The sequence below is a fragment of the Halobacillus litoralis genome (assembly GCF_020524085.2).
In the GTDB taxonomy this organism is placed as follows: Bacteria; Bacillota; Bacilli; order Bacillales; family Halobacillaceae; genus Halobacillus; species Halobacillus litoralis_E.
Map to the genome: position 1 here is coordinate 206,964 of NZ_CP129016.1, position 19,897 is coordinate 226,860.

The 19,897-nt window shown below is 43.7% G+C and carries 16 protein-coding genes and 1 pseudogene; 4 read left to right on the top strand and 13 right to left on the bottom strand.

Translation table 11 applies throughout. The features are described from left to right. Nucleotides 1-287: 287 nt before the first annotated feature. A complete protein-coding gene (locus LC065_RS01175) occupies nucleotides 288-1,607 on the bottom strand; it encodes an aspartate aminotransferase family protein (protein ID WP_226593976.1) in 1,320 nt (439 codons plus the stop codon). Nucleotides 1,608-1,726: 119 nt separating this feature from the next. Beyond that, nucleotides 1,727-3,109 (bottom strand): YjiH family protein, encoded by a 1,383-nt coding sequence (locus LC065_RS01180; protein WP_226593974.1) that lies wholly within the window; start codon nucleotides 3,107-3,109, stop codon nucleotides 1,727-1,729. 188 nt (nucleotides 3,110-3,297) lie between these two features. Between LC065_RS01180 and LC065_RS01185 the strand changes: the two genes are divergently transcribed. Continuing rightward, a complete protein-coding gene (locus LC065_RS01185; RefSeq protein WP_226593972.1) occupies nucleotides 3,298-4,548 on the top strand; it encodes a CYP152 family fatty-acid peroxygenase CypC in 1,251 nt (416 codons plus the stop codon). Nucleotides 4,549-4,598: 50 nt separating this feature from the next. On the opposite strand, the gene LC065_RS01190 is transcribed toward LC065_RS01185, so the two are convergent. Both LC065_RS01190 and LC065_RS01195 read right to left on the bottom strand, forming a co-directional pair. Then, nucleotides 4,599-5,660, bottom strand: a complete 1,062-nt coding sequence (locus LC065_RS01190; RefSeq protein WP_226593970.1) for an AI-2E family transporter — start codon at nucleotides 5,658-5,660, stop codon at nucleotides 4,599-4,601. Nucleotides 5,661-5,878: 218 nt separating this feature from the next. Continuing rightward, nucleotides 5,879-6,628, bottom strand: coding sequence for an STAS domain-containing protein (locus LC065_RS01195; RefSeq protein ID WP_226593968.1), 750 nt, complete (start codon nucleotides 6,626-6,628; stop codon nucleotides 5,879-5,881). Nucleotides 6,629-6,901: 273 nt separating this feature from the next. On the opposite strand from LC065_RS01195, the gene LC065_RS01200 reads away from it, so the two are divergent. From LC065_RS01200 to LC065_RS01210, 3 genes are all read left to right on the top strand, one after another. Next, complete coding sequence (locus tag LC065_RS01200; RefSeq protein ID WP_226593965.1) at nucleotides 6,902-7,057, top strand: Fur-regulated basic protein FbpA; 156 nt, start codon at nucleotides 6,902-6,904, stop codon at nucleotides 7,055-7,057. A 28-nt stretch (nucleotides 7,058-7,085) separates the two neighbouring features. Next, complete coding sequence (locus LC065_RS01205) at nucleotides 7,086-7,388, top strand: MerR family transcriptional regulator (protein WP_146815517.1); 303 nt, start codon at nucleotides 7,086-7,088, stop codon at nucleotides 7,386-7,388. A gap of 152 nt (nucleotides 7,389-7,540) precedes the next feature. After that, nucleotides 7,541-8,071, top strand: coding sequence for a YceI family protein (locus LC065_RS01210; protein WP_226593963.1), 531 nt, complete (start codon nucleotides 7,541-7,543; stop codon nucleotides 8,069-8,071). Between the two features lie 158 nt (nucleotides 8,072-8,229). Here the strand turns inward: LC065_RS01210 and LC065_RS01215 are convergent, their stop codons facing one another. The 9 genes and pseudogenes from LC065_RS01215 to LC065_RS01255 all read right to left on the bottom strand — a co-directional run bounded on the left by LC065_RS01215 (nucleotide 8,230) and on the right by LC065_RS01255 (nucleotide 19,789). Beyond that, the gene (locus LC065_RS01215) at nucleotides 8,230-8,553 is read right to left on the bottom strand and encodes a CHY zinc finger protein (protein ID WP_226593961.1); all 324 of its coding nucleotides are present in this window, start codon (nucleotides 8,551-8,553) and stop codon (nucleotides 8,230-8,232) included. 142 nt (nucleotides 8,554-8,695) lie between these two features. Continuing rightward, nucleotides 8,696-9,889: an MFS transporter gene (locus tag LC065_RS01220; protein WP_226593959.1), complete on the bottom strand. Its 1,194-nt coding sequence runs from the start codon at nucleotides 9,887-9,889 to the stop codon at nucleotides 8,696-8,698. Nucleotides 9,890-9,904: 15 nt separating this feature from the next. Continuing rightward, nucleotides 9,905-11,536 (bottom strand): SLC13 family permease, encoded by a 1,632-nt coding sequence (locus tag LC065_RS01225; protein ID WP_226594136.1) that lies wholly within the window; start codon nucleotides 11,534-11,536, stop codon nucleotides 9,905-9,907. A gap of 211 nt (nucleotides 11,537-11,747) precedes the next feature. Then, nucleotides 11,748-13,028 (bottom strand): exo-beta-N-acetylmuramidase NamZ family protein, encoded by a 1,281-nt coding sequence (locus tag LC065_RS01230; RefSeq protein WP_226593957.1) that lies wholly within the window; start codon nucleotides 13,026-13,028, stop codon nucleotides 11,748-11,750. A 68-nt stretch (nucleotides 13,029-13,096) separates the two neighbouring features. After that, nucleotides 13,097-15,206: pseudogene (locus LC065_RS01235) on the bottom strand (glycoside hydrolase family 3 N-terminal domain-containing protein). A 402-nt stretch (nucleotides 15,207-15,608) separates the two neighbouring features. Next, nucleotides 15,609-16,682 carry an ABC transporter substrate-binding protein gene (locus LC065_RS01240; RefSeq protein ID WP_226594132.1) on the bottom strand — a complete coding sequence of 358 codons (1,074 nt, stop codon included), beginning with the start codon at nucleotides 16,680-16,682 and terminating at the stop codon, nucleotides 15,609-15,611. A 27-nt stretch (nucleotides 16,683-16,709) separates the two neighbouring features. Then, nucleotides 16,710-17,483, bottom strand: coding sequence for an ABC transporter ATP-binding protein (locus tag LC065_RS01245; protein WP_226593955.1), 774 nt, complete (start codon nucleotides 17,481-17,483; stop codon nucleotides 16,710-16,712). Nucleotides 17,484-17,504: 21 nt separating this feature from the next. Beyond that, nucleotides 17,505-18,326: an ABC transporter permease gene (locus LC065_RS01250; RefSeq protein ID WP_226593953.1), complete on the bottom strand. Its 822-nt coding sequence runs from the start codon at nucleotides 18,324-18,326 to the stop codon at nucleotides 17,505-17,507. A gap of 116 nt (nucleotides 18,327-18,442) precedes the next feature. Beyond that, nucleotides 18,443-19,789 carry a coiled-coil domain-containing protein gene (locus LC065_RS01255; RefSeq protein WP_226593951.1) on the bottom strand — a complete coding sequence of 449 codons (1,347 nt, stop codon included), beginning with the start codon at nucleotides 19,787-19,789 and terminating at the stop codon, nucleotides 18,443-18,445. Nucleotides 19,790-19,897: the final 108 nt, after the last annotated feature.

Here is a 19,897-nt window from a genome sequence, read left to right on the forward strand (position 1 = left end):
TCGAAGATGAGATATCAAGTTCTAAGAAGTTTTCTTAGCCTATAGAATGAATAACGAACCAAGCGGATCAAGGAAACTTATCATCATATGCATCCGATCATCCCACCTCGTTACCCGTCCCTGCGTTCTCTATTCCATAAAAAAAGACAACACCTTATCTAAAAGAACCGGCGATGTAAAACCCCCACAAAAATTAAAGGAGGAGCGAAACCTATGCATGTAATGACCTCCCCTATTGTAAATAAATGAGGCGTAGCTGATTATTCAGCTACGCCTTTTTTTCTTCCTTATATAGGAGAAACTCCGATTTCACTTTCATAAGAAACCAAAGCCTCTTCAAACATTTTCAATCCCTCATTAATTTGTTCTTCTGTAACCGTTAATGGCGGGATCATCCGTATGATTTCAGTTTTATTGCCACCAAAATAAAATAGGACTCCACGTTCAAGTGCTTGATCCAAGATTTTAAAAAGCGCTTCACTATCGGGTTTTCCCGTTACAGGATCAACGATTTCAATACCTATCATCAAACCAATTGAACGAATATTCCCAATCACAGGGTGTTTTTCCTGCAACTCTCTTAACTTATGGCTCGCATAAGCGCCCTGCTTTTTAGCATTCTCAAGCAGTCTCTCCTCTTCCATTACATCCAGAACGGCATTAGCCGCAGAACAAGCGATCGGATTCCCACCGAAAGTCGTAGCATGACTACCAAGAGGCCATTGTTGCATCAACTCTTTGGAGGCTACCGTAGCACTCAAAGGCATGCCATTCGCAATCCCTTTAGCAATGGCCATGATATCTGGAACCACTTCGAACGTATGAGCAGCAAACCATTCGCCTGTTCTCCCAAACCCTGTCTGGACTTCATCAAAAATTAGTAAAACACCATACTCATCACATAGTTCTCTAAGCTTTTTCAACCATGCTTTAGGAGGTACAACATAGCCGCCCTCCCCAAGTACTGGTTCTACAATGACCGCAGCGACCTCATCAGAAGTTACTTGATGGTCAAACAGCCGCTGAAAGTCTTTCTCTAATTGACGGACCGTGTACTCTTCCGGATCTTCCCCATTAGGACAATCTTCAATTCTTGCAAAAGGAATGTGATAAGAGCCTTGGGGATGCAGATACTGACGATATTTACTCTTTGAACTTGTTACACTTAAAGCTCCCATTGATCTTCCATGGAAGCCACCAATGAAAGAAACAATGTACGGTCTCTTCGTTACATGTTTCGCTAACTTGATTGCTCCTTCTACTGCTTCTGTTCCGCTATTTCCAAAAAAGAAACAGTCCAGGTTCCCAGGCATAATTTCAGCAAGGCGATCCGCAAGCTTTAGGATAGATTCATAGATAATGACGCCCGAAGGTCCATGTGCAAGACTGTCGGCCCCCTCTTTGATTGCATCCACTACCTTCGGATGACGGTGACCGACATTCGTCGTGGCGATTCCAGACGTAAAATCTAAATACTTCCTCCCGTCTACGTCGTAATAGTAACAACCTTCTTCTTTCACTACTGGCAAATTCGGATGATCTTTAGCCATACTTGGAGCGAGTCTCTCTGACATCCGTTCTAATCGATGTGTCCAATGCTGTGTCATATGTTCCTCCTGATGTTAAATGCAAATTTCATGGTGTTTTTTGTAATTCCTTAATAGGAATGTTTTTTACAAACTTTTGTTTTACGGTTTAAACACTTTCTCCATTCCTGAGAAAATCGTTAAAAGAATAATAGATGAGCCAGCAGAGCGGCAATTGGTAGTGTAATAACCGTACGCTGCAGAAAAATCACAAAAAGCTCGAAGAAGTTGATTGGAATTTTTGATTTAATCAATAGAATCCCGATTTCAGACATGTAAATCAACTGCGTTAGTGACATGACTCCAATAATGAAACGAGTCAGTTCTGATTCAATTCCGCTTCCAACAACAGCGGGTAGGAACATATCTGCAAATCCAACGATCATCGCCGGTGCGGCCTCTGCTGCTTCTGGAATTTGTAACAGTTTCAAAAACGGAATGAACGGGTAGGAAAGCCATGTGAATACTGGTGTAAATTCTGCAATGACAAGGGCGGTGGTCCCAAGAGCCATCACGAGTGGAATCAGGCCGAACCAAATATCCGCTACATTAAAGATCCCTTTTCTCACTATTGATCCAGTACTTTTCACTTGATCAGCTTTAGCTACCGCCTGGTCAAGACCGAATTTGAATGTCGATGTACCTTCTGGGACAATTTCATCAATCTGTTTTCCGACCGGCTCGTGATAGGTTTCTTTTTTCAGGGAAAGCGGCGGAATTCTTGGACAAACGACTGCAGCTACGATTCCACAAATCACTACCGTGAAATAAAAGGGAACAAACATATGGTCAATGGATAAAAATTTAGCAATTACAAGACTGAACGCAATCGATGCAATGGAAAAGTTACTCGCCACGACTGCTGCTTCACGTTTGGAATAGTAACCATTTTCATACTGCTGAGTTGTCAACAACACACCTACCGTCCCACTCCCCATCCATGAAGCCATGGCATCCACAGATGAACGACCGGGCAGCTTGAACAATGGGTGCATCACTTTTCTTACGACCGTTCCAATCAAGTCCATCAGTCCGAACTCCAGCAACAGCGGCATAAATAAACTTGCAAATAGAAACCAAACCATAAGAACGGGAATTAAATCATAGAGGACAACGCCCCCTGTCAGTTCAGAACCGATATAAGAAGGTCCTGCCTCGAGAAGCGTCAGAATAGCAAACGCTGCTCCAAGGAAACGCAAAACGATCCAGAACGGTCCAACATCAAAAACATTCGCTATGAATGGATGATTCCTTATTTTACTACTCACGCCTTTGACCCCGACACTCCCTATCGCTGATAGCGAGATGACGATGGTCATGAACAAAGGTATCCAGGGACCGATGGCCGCTTGGAGCCCATCTGCCATCAAACCAAGTCCGATTGTCACCCGTCCATCAACAGAGATAGGAACGAGGAATAATAAGACCCCGACCAAAGATGGTAGAAGAAATTTCATCCATTGCTTCATTGTATAGGATGTAGATGTTTGCATACTGCTTGCTTTTGATTGTTGAATAGCCATGATTCGTCCTCCTCTGTCATCTTTATGCATAATTAAGTATAAATACACATTTCATGATAGTTAGTAACTATACATTTTCATGCATGAAAATTCAATAGGTTTCAGGAAGTTTTTTAAGACAGTTTATCCAGGTGAAGAAAAAGGAATAAAGAAGATGATGAGATTGCTAGTATAGGAGGCGTTACATAATGACGGTTAAAGTGCCAAAAGACAAGACGATTGATAATACACTCGCTATTTTTAAAGACGGGTACAACTTCATACCGAAACGGGTTCAAAATCATCATTTGGATGTTTATGAAACGAGGGTTTTAGGAGAGAAGGTGGCTCTCCTCAGCGGCATCGAAGGAGCAGAACTGTTTTACGACACCAGTCGTATGAACCGGAAAAATGCCCTCCCTAAGAGAGTCTTGAAAACTTTATTCGGTGAAGATGCCATTCAGACGATGGATGGGGATGCACACACCCATCGCAAATTGCTGTTCATGTCCCTGATGACTCCAGAGGCTCTTCAGGAACTGTATGAAATCACGACGAAAAACTGGGCACGTTTCACAAAAAAATGGAGCAGCATGAAACAGGTCAAACTGTACGACGAGTCACGGGAACTGCTGTGCCGGACAGCATGTGAATGGGCCGGCATCCCATTAGCCGAAAAAGAAGTGAAGAAAAGAACCAGAGACTTGAGTAATATGATCGATGGATTCAGTGCGGTCGGTCCAAAGCACATTGAAAGCCGAAGAGCACGCAAACGGTCAGAAGAGTGGGTGGAAGATTTGATTTTACAAGTTCGGCAGGGGAATATCGAAGCAAAAAAAGGAAAAGCCATTCACGAAATGGCTATGCATGAAGATTTAGAAGGTCGACCGTTAGACGCACGAATGGCAGCCATTGAAGTTCTGAATGTCATCCGTCCACTAGTAGCCATTTCTAAGTTCATCGCATTCGGTGGTGTTGCCCTTCATGAACATCCAGAAACTCAGACACGCGTCGCTTTGGATGATGAATATTTATTCCAGTTTGCACAGGAAGTACGCCGTTACTTCCCTTTCGTTCCTTTTCTCGGAGCAAGAGTCGACCATGATTTCACGTGGCAGCAATACCCGTTCAAAAAAGATCAGCTTGTCTTGATCGACATTTACGGAATCAACCATGACCCTAAAGTGTGGGAGAACCCAGATCAATTTAACCCTGAGAGATTCATAGATTGGGACGGTGGATTGTTCGACTTAGTCCCTCAAGGCGGAGGCGGATATTATAAAGGACACCGCTGTCCGGGAGAATGGCCGACCATTGAAGTATTACAAGCCAGTTTCCGTTACATGACTAAACACTTGGGGTATGATGTACCGAAACAAGATTACAGCTACAGTTTAAAAAAGATCCCAGCGCTTCCGAAAAGCGGCTTTATTATAAGCAACGTCCACTTCAAAAATTGACGATTATATACTTAAAAACGTCCAGGAAAAATCCTGGACGTTTTTTCTATTCAGGGATGATAGAGACGGTAAAAATCATACCCATGCTTCAGCAACACTTTGATTACGGAATACGTAGGAACAGCGATGATCATCCCTACCACTCCATACAACGGAGCTGCCACCACAAGTAACAGAATGACTGTTAATGGATGGATATCCAAGCGTTCTCCAAAGATCAGAGGGGCAACTAAATTCCCCTCTAATTGTTGGACAACAATAAATGTGATGATCACATAAACGGCCATGGATGGTTCCTGCATGAGAGCAACTACAATCGCAGGAATCGCGCCAATAACTGGCCCAACAAAAGGGATCACACAGGTCAACATGACGAATATACCGAGTATTAAGGCATAGTCAAGCCCGATGATGATATAACCGATATAGGTCAAAACACCATCCACAGCAGCGATTGTCGCTTGTCCGATAATATAAGAAGAAACCGTATAATCTAAATCCTTAAGCACCTTTTCCCCGCGGGGTTTATGTTTCTCCGGCAAAGCCCTTTTTAAGAAAGGAACCAGTTTGTGGCCATCTTTCAAAAAGAAAAACAAAACAAACGGAACGATAATTAAGACCGTAGTCGCTCCTGCGATGGTCGAAAAAACACTCATCATGTGTTCCCCGATCTGCTGAGTCAATCCACCGAAATATTCTGTTACTCGCTGCTTAATGGAAACGACGGACACCATCCCCATGTCGTTTTGCTCGAGCTTTTGCCCCGCCTCTTCTGCTGTCTGTTTTATTTTTTCAGGTAACTCCGATATATCCGTAATCTGTTTTTTTATGGTACCTGCTAAAAAACGGATACCTCCATAAATGAGAGCACCGATCACTGCAAAAACAGCCAGGATGGCAACTGGCAGAGGGAAGAATTTTGACCTTGCCATAAAGTGCACGACAGGGCGCAAGATATAAAAAAGAAACCCAGCAATTAGCATCGGATAAAATAACGTTCCGAAGATTGTCTTCACTGGATTCAACAGCTCTAGTTTTTCTAAGAAATAATACAGAATAAGTATAAGTATAGCTGCCGTGGTGTACTTAAAGAATGAGTGTTTCATCCACATGTTCCTTCACCGTCCTTTTACCCCAATAATTCACTAAATGGACGGATTGTAAACTAAAGATCAAACGCCAGCACTAAATTTCCCCATCTTTATTTCAGCCCCTATATGATGAAGACTGAATTTCGAGATCTTTGACGAGTGGTTCTCCTCCTGTCAGGAGTCACCCCCCTACGTTTTCACTTCCTATGTAAAAGAGACCTGAATGGTGTCAAGTCTCCTTAAGAATCATGTTGTATGATGTATCGTAATCCTGCATACGTATTTTTAAATGTTTTCAAACCTTTATCAAAGTATTGGAATGAAAGAGCCAGCTTTGGTGTAATTCCTACCACAAGGCATTCGGTCCCTACTAATTGGAGGGACTGATTCAGTTGCTTCAAGTGTCTGCTGAACTGATCATTGAATTTATGGATTCCACTCAAATCAATCAAGGCATATTGAATGTCACCTTCTGTACATTTTTTCAGTAGAGAAGAGATCAGGTGATCCACTCTTTTTTCATCCAAATCACCAATAAGTGGAACAGCCACTGCATGGTCCCACACTTTTAAGATAGGGATGGAAAGCGATTCAATAAGGTGATCCTTCCGTTCCTCTTCTTCGGCCTTTGTCGTTACATCCATTAACATGATGGTATAGTAACTTGTCTCTCCCTCTGTATTTTTCATCGGGGTAATCACGGTATCTGCGACGAACCTATTCTTTACGTTGATCCTCACTTGATACTTCTTATCCAATCTTCCCTTAAAATCTCGACGTTCTAACGGATTGGCATGAAGCTTGTCCATATTCTCTCCGATTAATTCATCCGAGCTTTTGTAACCGAGTAACGGAGCAATTTCTGTAAAAAGATTTTTGGCCTCATCATTCATCCACACCAGATCATAATTGAGGTCTGCAAGCAAGATGCTTTCTCCTATGCTATTAAGCGCATCTGTCATTGTTAGATCTGAAGTCATTAAAGCCATCCATGCTCCCACCTTATCCAGTATTTTCTTTATTATAATATCTTTTCCTCTCTATAGGTAGAGGTAAAAAAAGTCGAATGCGTTCATGTTATGAAACTTAACAACAAAATTAATTAATGTCAGATTTTCTAACACAATAAGTGACATATCAGATTTTTTCCGCTATTCTATATTCATCAGATAAGAATTGGAGGAGATCATGATTCTTTTTCCACCCCGACGATTCATTGTACCTAAGAAGCAAATATTTAACACTTACGGGAGTGAACCTTAATGAAAAACCAACTGAGGACCGCCGTTGAAAGTATGAAAGAACATTACATTCAAAAACTTATTGATGCAGGGATGTATCAAGCCTCTGATGAAATGCTCCGGTCGTTGACATTAACGGAGCTCGAAGCTCTCGCTTCAAGGGTCGATCGACCATAAGGAGGCGCAACATCAAGGAGGAGAAGTGATGTCATCTTACAAGCACAAAAAAGTCATTTCAATTGGTACGGTCAATGAACTCACAGGACTTTCCCTCAGACAAATACGTTATTATGAGGAGCGTGAATTGATTTATCCAGAACGTACCAAGAGAGGAACACGCAAGTATTCTTTTTCTGATGTTGAAACCCTCTTACAAATCGCTGACAAACGAGAGGAAGGTGTACAAACCTACGAAATCCGTAAAGATTTACAGTCTTCCAACAAAGGGAAGGTGATGGAACGAATGCTTCGCGGGCAACTGAATGCCCATTTTCGAATGAACAAATGAATATACTTACAGGCAGCCCGGACACCCCTAGGTCCAGGGCCTTTTTTTGCACACTTTAAATATCTCGACATAAAATATCTTGACTTCAAAATAAATAGAGCGTATAGTTTTATTTAGAATTCAAACTATTTTATTTCAAAGGAGAATATAAAATGACTCATTTAACATTGGATCAGGTGCACAGCAGCTTGAACTTCCAAATCAAACATATGATGGTTTCAAAAGCCAAAGGTGAATTCAAAACTTTTGACGTGGCATTTTCCGGTGAGCTGAATAATCTACCTTCTGCCCAAGTGACCGTTACCATTCCGGTAACTTCTATTAATACAGGGAACGAACAGCGCGACGGACACCTTCGTTCTGGGGACTTTTTCGAAGCCGATCAATACCCGAATCTTGTATTCCGCAGCACCTCCATCAAGAAGATAACGGATGATGAATTTGAAGTAACCGGTGACTTCACTATTAAAGAGGTGACTCATCAGGAAACCTTCACGGTTGAATATAACGGAACTTCGAAGAGCCCGATGGATGGCAGCACCATTGCAGGTTTCGATGTGAGCGGAAAAATCGATCGTGAAGCTTATGGCTTAACCTATAATGCGGCTCTTGAAACTGGCGGTGTGCTGCTAGGGAAAGAGGTTAAATTCGAAGGAAACTTGGAGTTTGTTGTAGGAGAATGAATTTGCATGACTTAAAAAGAGCCGAGTCTATTTTTATAGACTCGGCTCTTTTAGTAGATTTTCATTCTCTATTTCCAGCCTTGGTTGGCGTTAAGTCACTTTCACATGCCTCTTACCCTCCTTCCAACATAAAAAAATCCGCCCATGAGGATGGACGGTTACATCTCAAAATATAAAGGATAATGCAGGCGGCAGCCTTCATTAAATCCATGCTGGCAAACGGGACATTGAGACGACTTCATATATTCATGAATGGTTAACTCATGGCTGCAGCTTCCACATAGGATCGCACGCTCACCCCATTTGTGCTTTGGCCATTGACTTGGTTCATGGTCTGCTTGTTCTTGATGGCAGGAATAACACGCATAATATTCCCCGCAGCAGTGAAAACGTATGGCGATGACATCGACTTCACTGTGATAGTGCGCACAGCGTGTCTGGTTATCTACCTGATTTCCTTTTACTAGAGTTTTCTTCCCCATTTCACTCTCCCCTTCATATCCATCTTTCTACCAATCATATATACCGATCTTTATGATAGAAAGCATGACCTATATCCCTAGATTATAACACGAGTAATTACCAAAAAAAGTTGTACCAGGTCATCCATAATATGGATGAAAATCACTCATCCATATAAAAAGGGTGGAAGATAAATAGGAGGAGCAGCAGGATGGTTACACTCAATACGCCTGTCCATTGGTAGTTTTCCCACAGGGTACCGACGGCTGTACTTCCGATGGCTACGCCTATGTAATAGCTGATCAAGTAGAATCCTGATGCACCACTTTTATGATGAGTGGCGGATTTACTGACGAGGGCCGCGGCCATGGAATGAGCGACAAAGAATCCCATGCAAATGAGTGAGAGTCCCACGAGTACAAACGTTCCAGATGGTAACGCGGTTAGAGCCGTACCAACAATGAGGACCGCCACACCAGTGAACATCACTTTTTTCAAACCAATCACATCAGAAACTCGGCCGGCAAGTGGAGGCGCGAGGACTCCGAAAACATAAGCAAAATATGTGAAGGCGATCCATTTTAAGGACCAGTTGAATGGGTCCCCTTGTAAATGAAATGGGATATAAGTCCAAATCGCCGTGAAGACGATTTGAAGCAGAACCCCCATCATGAACAAGACGAGCATCGAACGACTCCTCAAATGGACAAGCATCCCCTTCAGATCATCACTGATGGCCTGATCTGTTTTTTCGAAGAAGCGCTCTTTTGGAAAAAGGACTAAAAATAGAAAAGCTGAAAGCAGTCCGAATGCAGCAAATATATATAACGTCGACTCCCAGTCAAACAAATCCGTCACGTACCCACCAACGACCCTTCCTCCCATTCCTCCGAGAGCATTGCTGGATATGTATAAGGTCATAGCCAGACCCAAGTGTTTATGAGCTACCTCTGCCCCTAAATATCCCATCGCCGCCGCAGGGATCCCAGCTAAAAAGAACCCCTGGATAAATCTCACCACAACCATCCATCCAAATGTAGGAGTGAACGGCAAAAGGATGAGGGTTCCTGCTGTGATAAACAAGGAGACTTTCATGACAGTCGCGCGGCCATATCGATCAGCAGAAAAACCGAGAATGAATAGACCAAAGACCATGGCGATGACACAAGCGGACATGAGTAAACTGGATTCCGTTGCCGACACTTGGAATAGGTCTGTAAACACAGGGAGCAATGGCTGAAAAACATATAATGTTGAGAATATGGATAAGGAAGCCAACATTAAGGCAATGGTGACGCGCCAAAATTCACTTTGTCCTGGTGTATAGGGTTGTCTGTTTTTTTGTACGGCTTCCATATCTATCATCCTCTGTTATGAGTTAAAACGGTCCGGAAATGTTGTTAGATCGATTCCCCAAACGAATGGCAGGTAGAAATAAATCGCAATTGTGATCAAAATGACAGCTGCAATATTCAGCCACAGTCCGGCTTTAGCCATGTCTGGAATTCTCAAATAGCCACTACCGAAAACGACGGCATTCGGAGGTGTTGCCACGGGCAACATAAACGCACAGCTTGCCGCTACCCCCGCTGCAATCATCAAGCTGTATGGGTGAACCGAGATAGCGCTGGCCAGTGAGGCCATAATTGGAAACATCATCGTAGCTGTAGCTGTGTTTGATGTAATTTCCGTTAAGAAAATGACTAGTACTGCAACGATAACAACAATCAAAATCAGACTGACGCCCTCTAAAATCGTTAGCTGTGTACCAATCCATTCCGCAAGCCCCGTTTCCTGAAATCCTGCGGCAATGGCAAGACCTGCACCAAACAGAAGCAGGATCCCCCACGGCAGCCCTTTCGCTGTGTCCCAATCCAGGAGGTAATCACCTTTCTTGTTCTTGGAAGGAATAAGAAAAAGGAGGACAGCTGCGCTCATCGCGATCATCGTATCGTTGATATTTTCATTGATGTTTACGAGTAAAAATGACCTGGAAATCCACGCCACTGCTGTCACAGCGAACACGGTCATGACGATTTTTTCTTCTACACTCATGACCCCGAGCGCACGCCTCTCTTCCCCGATGACTTTTCTGCCACCAGGAAGTTCTTTAATCTTCATTGGGAAGGCAATTTTCACTAAATAGAACCATGCGAGCGCTAAAAATAGAATCGTCAACGGAACACCGAACGCCATCCAGCCAGCAAAGCTAATCTCTATTCCGTAGGTTTGTTCAACTACAGCTTTGAAAATCGTGTTGGGAGGTGTTCCAATGAGAGTCGCCAATCCACCAATAGAAGCACTATAGGCGACCCCGAGCATGACAGCTTTTCCGAAATTAAAATTGTCGTGATCGACCGTTTCCCCTTTTTTCTTCAACTGTTCAGAAGCCTGGTAGATGACCGCCATACCGATCGGGACCATCATCATGGCCGTGGCCGTATTGGAAATCCACATTGACAATGTCCCCGTCGCAACCATAAAACCAAGTACGATTTGTTCTGTGCTTGTCCCTACGGATGCGATGATGAACAAGGCCATCCGCTTATGCAGGTTCCACTTTTGCATCGCAAGGGCAATGAGGAAACCACCCATAAACAGGAATATCGTATTATCGCCATAGGAAGAAGCCGTCGTCCCACCGTCTAGTCCTCCGGTGAGAGGAAAAAGAATCAACGGCAGAAGGGAGGTGGCAGGAATCGGAATTGCCTCTGTGATCCACCATGTGGCAATCCAGATGGTACTGGCTAAAACTGCGACAGCACTTTGGGATAATCCATCCGCTTCTAAAAACAACAATGTAAGCGTAAACAAAATTGGTCCTAGAAAAAGTCCTACTTTTTGACGCGTATCAAAGGATGGGCCCGGGTCGTGCCCTTCATCCTTTTGGTTCGTCTGGGTCACCGTCGAAGATCCACCGCCATTTCCTGTTACCGTAAACCTCAATAAATCCTTCGCCTCGTAGTGCATCGTCCAAAGGCGACTCCACACGCCACTTAACATTGATTGTGCACCCATGCTTATTCCCTCACTTTCCATTAGTCAAATATGTATGAATATTTCCAAATTTTATCATAAAATGACCACTCTTGTAATAATTCTGCCTCCACTTAAGACAGAGGACTCAACAACTGACGATAACTGGAAAAAATATACACACCAGGTCATCCATATTATGGATGACCTGGTGTGTCAAATGATCCCATATATCACGTTATTTCTTATAGAGGAGGTAGTGTTTTCTTACTTTGTTGAAGTCTTTGAGCTCGTCTTCCCAACGATCTTTCATGTCTTCGACGGATTCGCCGTTTTCGATCGCATCGCGGATCCATCCATTACCGACTAAAAGATCGAAGAAGGAAACGCCTGCTGAATTTTCCGCACGGAACTCGAAGTCTTCCGGATACATGTCATGAATCGTCTTCACGAGATAGACACCGGTTTCTACAGCATTAAACTCTTCACGATCGATGACATGGATCTGCACACCATGGGTCAATTCCCCTGCATGTTTCGAGAAGGATGGTGTAAAGGATGCCGCTCTAAACCTTACCCCCGGTAAGTTGTAGGCGTTCATTTCTGCAGCTAGATCCGTACTATTAATGAAAGGGGCACCAATCAATTCGAAAGGTCGTGTCGTGCCGCGACCTTCAGAAACATTCGTCCCTTCGATCAAGGCCGCTCCTGGATAAACGAAAGCTGTATCCACAGTCGGCATATTCGGTGAAGGAGCGACAAATTCAAGTCCTGTCTCATCATAGTCCATGCTCCGCTTCCATCCTTGCATTTCCACAACCGTCAAATCCGCACCAATCTCAAATTCGTTGTTGAATAACTTCGCCAGCTCCCCGACTGTCATTCCATGGCGAAGCGGGATCGGATAGTTACCTACGAAGGACTTGAAATCTTCATCCAATACGGGACCTTCCACTTTTTCTCCACCCAGAGGATTCGGACGGTCAAGTACGATGAATGGAATGTTATTTTCCTGAGCTGCTTCCATCGCATAAGCCATCGTGTAGATATAGGTGTAAAAACGTGTGCCTACATCCTGAATATCAAACAGCAGCACATCGACGTCTTCTAACATTTCCGGAGTCGGTTTACGTGTCTTTCCATAAAGACTATAGACAGGAAGCCCTGTTTCTTCATCTGTGTAAAACTCGACATACTCTCCAGCCTGCGCGCTTCCCCTGACCCCGTGTTCAGGGCCATACAACGCCGTCAAGTTGACATCCTCGTCGTTGTGTAACAGATCGACGATGCTGTTTAAGTTTTGATCAACACCGGTCGGGTTTGTAATCAGACCCACATTCTTACCTTCAATCAGATCTTTTTCTTCATCTAAAAGGACTTCTACTCCAAGCTTGAAAGGTTCTGCTTTTTTATCGTGTCCTTTGTGTTTACCAGGATTGCCGTTATGATCCGCGAAAACAACAGAGAATGTCGACCATGTCATGATCAAAACGACTGCAAGCATCAACCACTTTTTCAAAATAACCCTCTCCCTTTTGATTATGATGAAGAAGGGCCCGAAGCCCCTCTTCTTAAAAAAGTTGTATCCTAGTAACTCAGTCCCGTTCCATATTCAAACAATACGCCACCTTCGGCTCCTGGAATCGTTACAGGCAGTTGGCCGGTTGGATTGTTAGTACCGAAAATGGTAGCGGCCGTTGCTTCGAAGCTTGCGTCTCTGAATCCGTACTGTGCGATATAAGCATCCACTTCTGGATAAGCCATAATATCATAAGGGTTTCGAATGCCAACACCGATCACTTCTGCATCAGTGTTCGCCATTACATCCTGCATCAATTGCATTTGTGGATGGGCTGCCGAACGCGTGTACACATTGTACGTGTACGTTCCGAAGATGACTTTGTCCGCTTCTGCTACCATCTGTTCTTGCTCGGCCGTTAATTCACGTTCACCCGTTCTGATCATGGTCGTAGTTGAATGGTGGTCAGATACAGCATCTGCAAGGTCACCAATAAACGAGTTACCTATAACCACAACCTCTTCATCACCTGAGGCTTCTAAAGGAAGGACCCCCTCATTTTTCACAAGTGTAATGGAACGTTCAGCCGCTTCTTTTTCTACAGCTTTATGCGCCTCTGATCCGACGACTTCTTCTGCTTCTGCGATTTTCTCATCCAGCGGTTGTGGAGTTTCTTCTTTAATGATGCCGCGGTTCAATTTCAATGTAAGGATCCGTTCGACAGAGTCTTCAACCGTAGTCATTGGAATTTCCCCAGACTCTACAGCTTCATAGACACCTGAAGCAACTTCTTCGAGACCTACAGGCATGAGCGCAATGTCTGTTCCGGCATTAATTGCACGAATAACGGCATCGACAGGTCCAAAATGGTCGGCGATGGCTTTCATATTCAAAGCGTCCGTAACGACGACTCCTTCATAATTCATCTCCTCGCGCATCAATCCTGTCAGTACTTTTTCAGAAAGAGTGGCTGGAAGTGCAATTTCAGACCCATCCTTCTGAGAAATTACTTTCGTATCATCGATTTTCGGAAACGTAATATGAGCGGTCATAATCGCATCAATCCCTGCATCCATCGCCTTCTGGAACGGATACAGTTCAACTTCCTTTAGACGCTCCAGGTCGTAAGGGACTTCAGGAAGACCAAGGTGGGAGTCTGTCGCCGTATCCCCATGACCCGGGAAGTGTTTGGCCGTTGCCGCTACCCCTTGTTGCTGCAGCCCTTTCGTATACGCCACACCCATGTTTCCGACAAGTTCCGGATCTTCTCCGAAAGAACGAACCCCGATGACAGGATTGTCAGGATTATTGTTAACATCCATGACAGGGGCAAAGTTCATGTTGATGCCGAGAGAGGATAGTTCAGCTCCGATCACGGATCCTACGTCTTCAGCGATTTCTTCCGAACGCGTGGCACCCAGGGCCATGTTTCCAGAGCATGTCCGTCCCCGATTGAAGACGTGTCACAATCCCGCCTTCATGGTCAATGGTCATAAGCAGGCCGTATTTTTCAGAGGCCGCTTGATACTCAGAAACAAGCTTCGCTGTTTGTTCCGTTGTTACAACGTTTTCCCGGAATAAAATGACTCCGCCAAGATGATATTTCTGTACCATCTCTTCAATTTCAGGGAGCATTTCTGTCACGTTTTCGCCTTCCCATTTCCTGAAATCAGGCATGAGCATCTGACCGACTTTTTCCTCCATTGTCATGTTGGCGAGTGCGTGGTGAACGAGGTCATACCGATCCCCTTTCTCCTTCTTAATGGAAGGCTTGAAATCAGGTTTCCCTTTCTTGTCCTTTGAACGATCAGGCTTGTAGTCCAAGGCAATCCTGTCTTCGAAATGGCCATTCGATACCGTTACCCATGCTCGTCCTGGTTTTCCTGTAAATGTGACCGTACCGTCATCCTCGACAGTAGCAACGTTTGAATTCTCCGATTTCCAAACGAGTCCTTCACTCACTTTAGTGAAATGTCCGTCTTCATACACATTCAGTGCGGAAAGAGCAAACTCGTTCCCTTTCATCGCTACATCTGCCTGTGGGACATTCTCAAAGATGATTAAATCTGATAATCCGTCACTTTCAGCTGCCTCCACCTTTGTACCCATCAACCATGACGGCAGCATCATGCCAATGGTCAGTGTGAAGATCAACATCCATTTGCCAGCCAATCTCATTCGCCATTCCTCCTTGATTTATCTATTTGTAAAAGGTGCCTTCCTATCCAAAAAGACCCTTTTGCAAAACATTTTTCGAAAAACAAAGTCCTTCATAATGTCGGTACAGGAGAAATATTGTTGCAAACGTTTACATTTTGTAATAAAAGCGTAACGGAAATAGATATAGTCGTCTATACCACTTAAGGCCCTAATCGTTCTATTTACCTTCATTTTCCAAAGCTTTCCTACTATTCCAATTGACTCATTTTAAAATAATATGTCAGTTTTTTAAAATTTTATTGTAAAAAAAGTACATACAAAAAGGCACCTGAGTCAGGTGCCTTCCCTTCTTAAGAAGCGCTCTTAAATGCTGCTTTTCTTTTTTAACTGTGAATGGACAAGAATTTTGCAGAAAAAGTGTTATCGATCGTAGCGCCCGATCACTTCCATCGCTTCTTCCGAAAGAGAGGTGTCAATCGCATCATTGAAGTCTATATCTCCACTGATGGCGCCGTTCGCGTCATACATCTCGAACTGTTTCTCAATATCGTCGATGAACATTTCCCCGTTCGGATCGAGTCCTGTTACACCAACTTTCTTCCAAACATCAGCGTCTTTCAACGCCGTATGCTTTGTCATGATTTCAATGACTTCACCCAGCCCCTCATCATAAAGGAACGCATCATTGTAATCGCGTACCCCTTTCAAATAAGCAGCCATAAATCGGACGGAAACGTCGGTGTCCTTTTCAATAAAATCAGGAGATCCAAGGACCATCGCAATTTGTGCATCCGGAGCGAAATCTGTGGCGTCACCGAAACGAACGTGCAGGTTCTGCGCTTCCCCTTGAGTGATCAATGGCTCGATTTGAAGAGCGGCATCAATCGACTTGTTGCCCATAGCTGCAAGCATGTTTCCAAAGTCAGACATGAGGACGAATTCTACGTCGTCTTCGGTGAGTCCCGCGTGCTCGAGCATCCGCTGGAAGATATAATCATCCACAGCATTCCTCGATGAAACCGCAATCCGCTTTCCTTTCAAATCACTATACTCTCTGATTTCATCCTGCAGATCTTCACGGATCACAAAGCTGAAATACGAGCTTCCATCAAAATAGTGCCCTTTATCAGCGATGATCTTCACGTCTATGCCCTGGGCGATGGCATTGAAAAAGGAGGCCGTGGAAACGCCGCCGGCAATATCCACTTCACCCGCTGCCAGCGCTGGAAGCATGTCGTCACTATTCGCAAACGTCGTGAACTTAATATCGATGTTGTAATCATCAAAATATCCCTTTTCCTCGGCGATATAAAATCCGGCTCCCGATGCAGCCCCGTCTTCGGCTATGACTACCGTCGCCTTCTTATTTAATGGAGCAAAATCGCCGTCGATGATTTCACCGCCGCCCGTATCCTCCCCATTATCCCCGGAGGCACAGCCGAACAATACGAAGATGATAAACAAAAAAGAAAACAGATGACATACTTTTCTCATCATGGGATTCCAATCCCCTTTCTTCCATTATTTACGCGAACGCTGCACTTCATCCTGAAGATGTTTCCAAATTCCCACAAAATGGTCCGCCATTAAAGGGTCCGCACGTACCTGCTCCATATTCCTCGGCCGCGGAAGGTCAATTTTCTTTTCATCGATAATCTTACCGGGCTGGGAACTCATTAACAGAATCCGGTCGCTAAGTAGGAGCGCTTCATCTATACTATGGGTGATAAATAAAACGGTTTTCTTCGTTTCTGACCATATATTCAGAAGTTCTTCCTGCAAGATGAATTTATTCTGCTCATCGAGCGCGGCAAAAGGTTCATCCATAAGAAGAATTTCCGGATCATTCGCAAATGCCCTCGCAATACTGACACGCTGTTTCATTCCCCCGGACAGCTCTTTCGGGTAGAGCTTGGCGAATTTCTCGAGTCCCACTTTATTCAAGTAATAAGCCGTCCGTTCCTTGATTACGTCTGCAGGCATATGCCTCATCTTCAATCCGAAACTGACATTGCCTTCAACCGTCAACCACGGAATGACCCCGCGTTCCTGAAAAACCATCGACTGCAGTGGACGTTCTTTTTTACTTTTCGCAATCATGAAAGTCCCTCCACTTGGCTTTTCAAGCTCAGCGAGAATCCTCAAAAGAGTCGTTTTCCCGCACCCACTTGGTCCGACGAGACAAACGAATTCCCCATCCTCAATATCAAGCGAGATCCCCTCTAATGCTGTTACGCGGGTCTCTTTTTTGTAAAAAACTTTCGTTAAATCCTTAATCGATATTTTAGCCTCCATCCCTCTCGCTCCTTTCTTCAGTTAGCGCCATGGCAGCAACCTGGCCTGCAGTCCCCGGAGAATGATCGAAAACAAATAGCCGAAAAACGAAATGAGTACAAGTCCAACGAACATTTCTTTTAACAAAAAGGCTTTATACGATGTCCAGATCAAATACCCAATCCCTGAGTTAGCCCCCATCATTTCCGCTGCGACAATTGTCAACAACGCAATTGCCTGCCCCATTTGAATACCTTCAAGCATGACCGGAAGGGAACCCGGCAGAGCAATTTTGAAGAAAAACTGCTTCGAATCCGCTCCATAATTTTTCGCCACATCCAAATAAATGCGGTCAATGTTCACAACACCCGCCACCGTATTAATGACAACAGGGAAAAACACACTCCCAGCAATTGTCACAACTTTGGAAACTTCACCGACGCCGAATAAAATAATGATGATTGGCAAAAGCGCAAGGGTCGGGATCGGCATCAATGCCATGATAAGAGGTGAAAGGAAGTGGCGGATTGGTCCGTAAAGTCCCATCAAAAGACCGATCACCACCGCGGGTATGACCCCGAGCAAAAACCCGGCAAAAATACGAAACAAAGAAATCCCGACATGATGGAACAGTTCTCCGCTCATCCCCATTGCCCAGAACGTGCCGACGATCTCTGTTGGTGGCGGGAAGAAACGCGCATCAATCAGTCCCGTTCGTGATAAAAACTCCCATAGTAATACAATGAAAATTGGCGATGAAATGGTCAGTATCTGCTTGAGGCGATGCTGCATCTGCCGCTTTTTCCACTCTTGTTTTTCCATTTGTAAAGGGTCCGTCATAGATTCCCTTAGGCCATCTTTCATTTTCACCACCTCTACAGCTAATTTATGTGCGAACGCCCAATTGTGTGAAATCGTATCTTTTACATATTATAAAAATGGGTTTTCACAAAAAAAAAAACGCCACTCAGGCGTCTTTTTTACTCTTTATCTTCATTTCTTTCCTCAAGATTCGTCGATAGTTCTTCCAACTTCTGTTCTAAAACTTTCATGAAGGCGACTTTTCCTTCCTGATTGCCAGCAGGCGGAACTTCTTCTCCAAAGATGTACCTCATGTGTTCCTCCATCTGAGAAAAAAACTCCCCTTCTCCGATCTGTTCTAAATAGGGAGGAGATTGAAAAGCAGCCAACTCTCTTTTCAATGCTTCGTTCTCTTTCCTCTGCTTTTCTGATTCGCTACTAAGCTTATTTATTTGTGTGCGCATGCGTTTTGTTTCCACTTGATTAGCAGAAAGAGTTTCTTGTAACCCTTTCACTTCTCCCTTGAAGGTATGACACTCTTTTTTCCATTTATTCACTTCTTTATCGGCGTCTTGTTTCTCTTTCAGCCTTTCCTTTTCAAACTGTTCTTTTTCTTTCCGATAGGTGTTTTCTAATTCTGAATAATCGTCTCTCGCTTTAGTGAGTGAATCGTTCACACCTTTTAATTCTTCCATGAAGGTTTGTGAACGCTGAGTAAGTTCTTCATTCATTCTTTCTAACTCTTCCTTATTCTGCTTCCAAATTTCCGCTGCTTTTGAATGTGTTTGATTGGATTCATCCAATTGTTTTCTTATTGTTATGCATTCCTGTTGAGCTCTTTTTTTCATTTGCTGCTCATTAAGTCTCGCGGTCCGCTCATTATTGAAATGATTTTGTAGAAAAGAAAAATCTCGTTGTACTTGGATGATCATTTGCTTTTTTTGCTCCAATTGCTCGTTTAACTGTCTACATTCAACCTCCACTTTCTCAATTTCACGAGAAAAGCTTTTCTTGCTTTCTGCTATATGTTCTTTTAGTCTATTCACTTCCTCTTCGGCTTCCGATTTAGCTTCCGTAACTATTTGTAGTTTTTGCTGAATTTCTGCATAGCTCCTTTGTAACATGGAAAGATCTTTTTGAGATTGGAAGAGTCTTCTTCTTGTCTCTGCCAGTCCGCCTTCCAGATCCTGAACTTGACCAGATAATTCTTTTTCCTTATTGCTCCACTCGATGGCTGTATTTTGCCAATCCTTTATCTCACTCTTATATTTTCTCTCTTGTTCCTCATAACGGTTTACTTGTTCCTCAAACCCTTGAATTCTTCGCGTTAATTCTCCATTTAAGACAGATTCTTCGTTATTCCATTGCTGAATTGTCTCTTGTAATTCTTCGTTCTCTACTTTTAATTTCTCTAGTTGGGAGTAATGATAATTATCTTGATAATCCTTCACCTTTTTCTTGTATTTGTCCAATTCAGCCCTATAATAAATCAACTTTTGCTGTAACTGGATAGGATCTTTTTTCACACACTCCGCCCCCTTTTAACAGAAAACCGATTGGTCCATTTTATGTTAAGAGTTCACTTTTTATCACTTTCCTTACCATAACCGATTACAGACTTGGATGAGCCGTCT

Bases quoted from the DNA above. Each gene is read 5' to 3' on its own strand.
- LC065_RS01175 (WP_226593976.1), bottom strand. From the start codon at position 1,607: ATGACACAGCATTGGACACATCGATTAGAACGGATGTCAGAGAGACTC.
- LC065_RS01180 (WP_226593974.1), bottom strand. From the start codon at position 3,109: ATGGCTATTCAACAATCAAAAGCAAGCAGTATGCAAACATCTACATCC.
- LC065_RS01185 (WP_226593972.1), top strand. From the start codon at position 3,298: ATGACGGTTAAAGTGCCAAAAGACAAGACGATTGATAATACACTCGCT.
- LC065_RS01190 (WP_226593970.1), bottom strand. From the start codon at position 5,660: ATGTGGATGAAACACTCATTCTTTAAGTACACCACGGCAGCTATACTT.
- LC065_RS01195 (WP_226593968.1), bottom strand. From the start codon at position 6,628: ATGGCTTTAATGACTTCAGATCTAACAATGACAGATGCGCTTAATAGC.
- LC065_RS01200 (WP_226593965.1), top strand. From the start codon at position 6,902: ATGAAAAACCAACTGAGGACCGCCGTTGAAAGTATGAAAGAACATTAC.
- LC065_RS01205 (WP_146815517.1), top strand. From the start codon at position 7,086: ATGTCATCTTACAAGCACAAAAAAGTCATTTCAATTGGTACGGTCAAT.
- LC065_RS01210 (WP_226593963.1), top strand. From the start codon at position 7,541: ATGACTCATTTAACATTGGATCAGGTGCACAGCAGCTTGAACTTCCAA.
- LC065_RS01215 (WP_226593961.1), bottom strand. From the start codon at position 8,553: ATGGGGAAGAAAACTCTAGTAAAAGGAAATCAGGTAGATAACCAGACA.
- LC065_RS01220 (WP_226593959.1), bottom strand. From the start codon at position 9,889: ATGGAAGCCGTACAAAAAAACAGACAACCCTATACACCAGGACAAAGT.
- LC065_RS01225 (WP_226594136.1), bottom strand. From the start codon at position 11,536: ATGTTAAGTGGCGTGTGGAGTCGCCTTTGGACGATGCACTACGAGGCG.
- LC065_RS01240 (WP_226594132.1), bottom strand. From the start codon at position 16,682: ATGAGAAAAGTATGTCATCTGTTTTCTTTTTTGTTTATCATCTTCGTA.
- LC065_RS01245 (WP_226593955.1), bottom strand. From the start codon at position 17,483: ATGGAGGCTAAAATATCGATTAAGGATTTAACGAAAGTTTTTTACAAA.
- LC065_RS01250 (WP_226593953.1), bottom strand. From the start codon at position 18,326: ATGAAAGATGGCCTAAGGGAATCTATGACGGACCCTTTACAAATGGAA.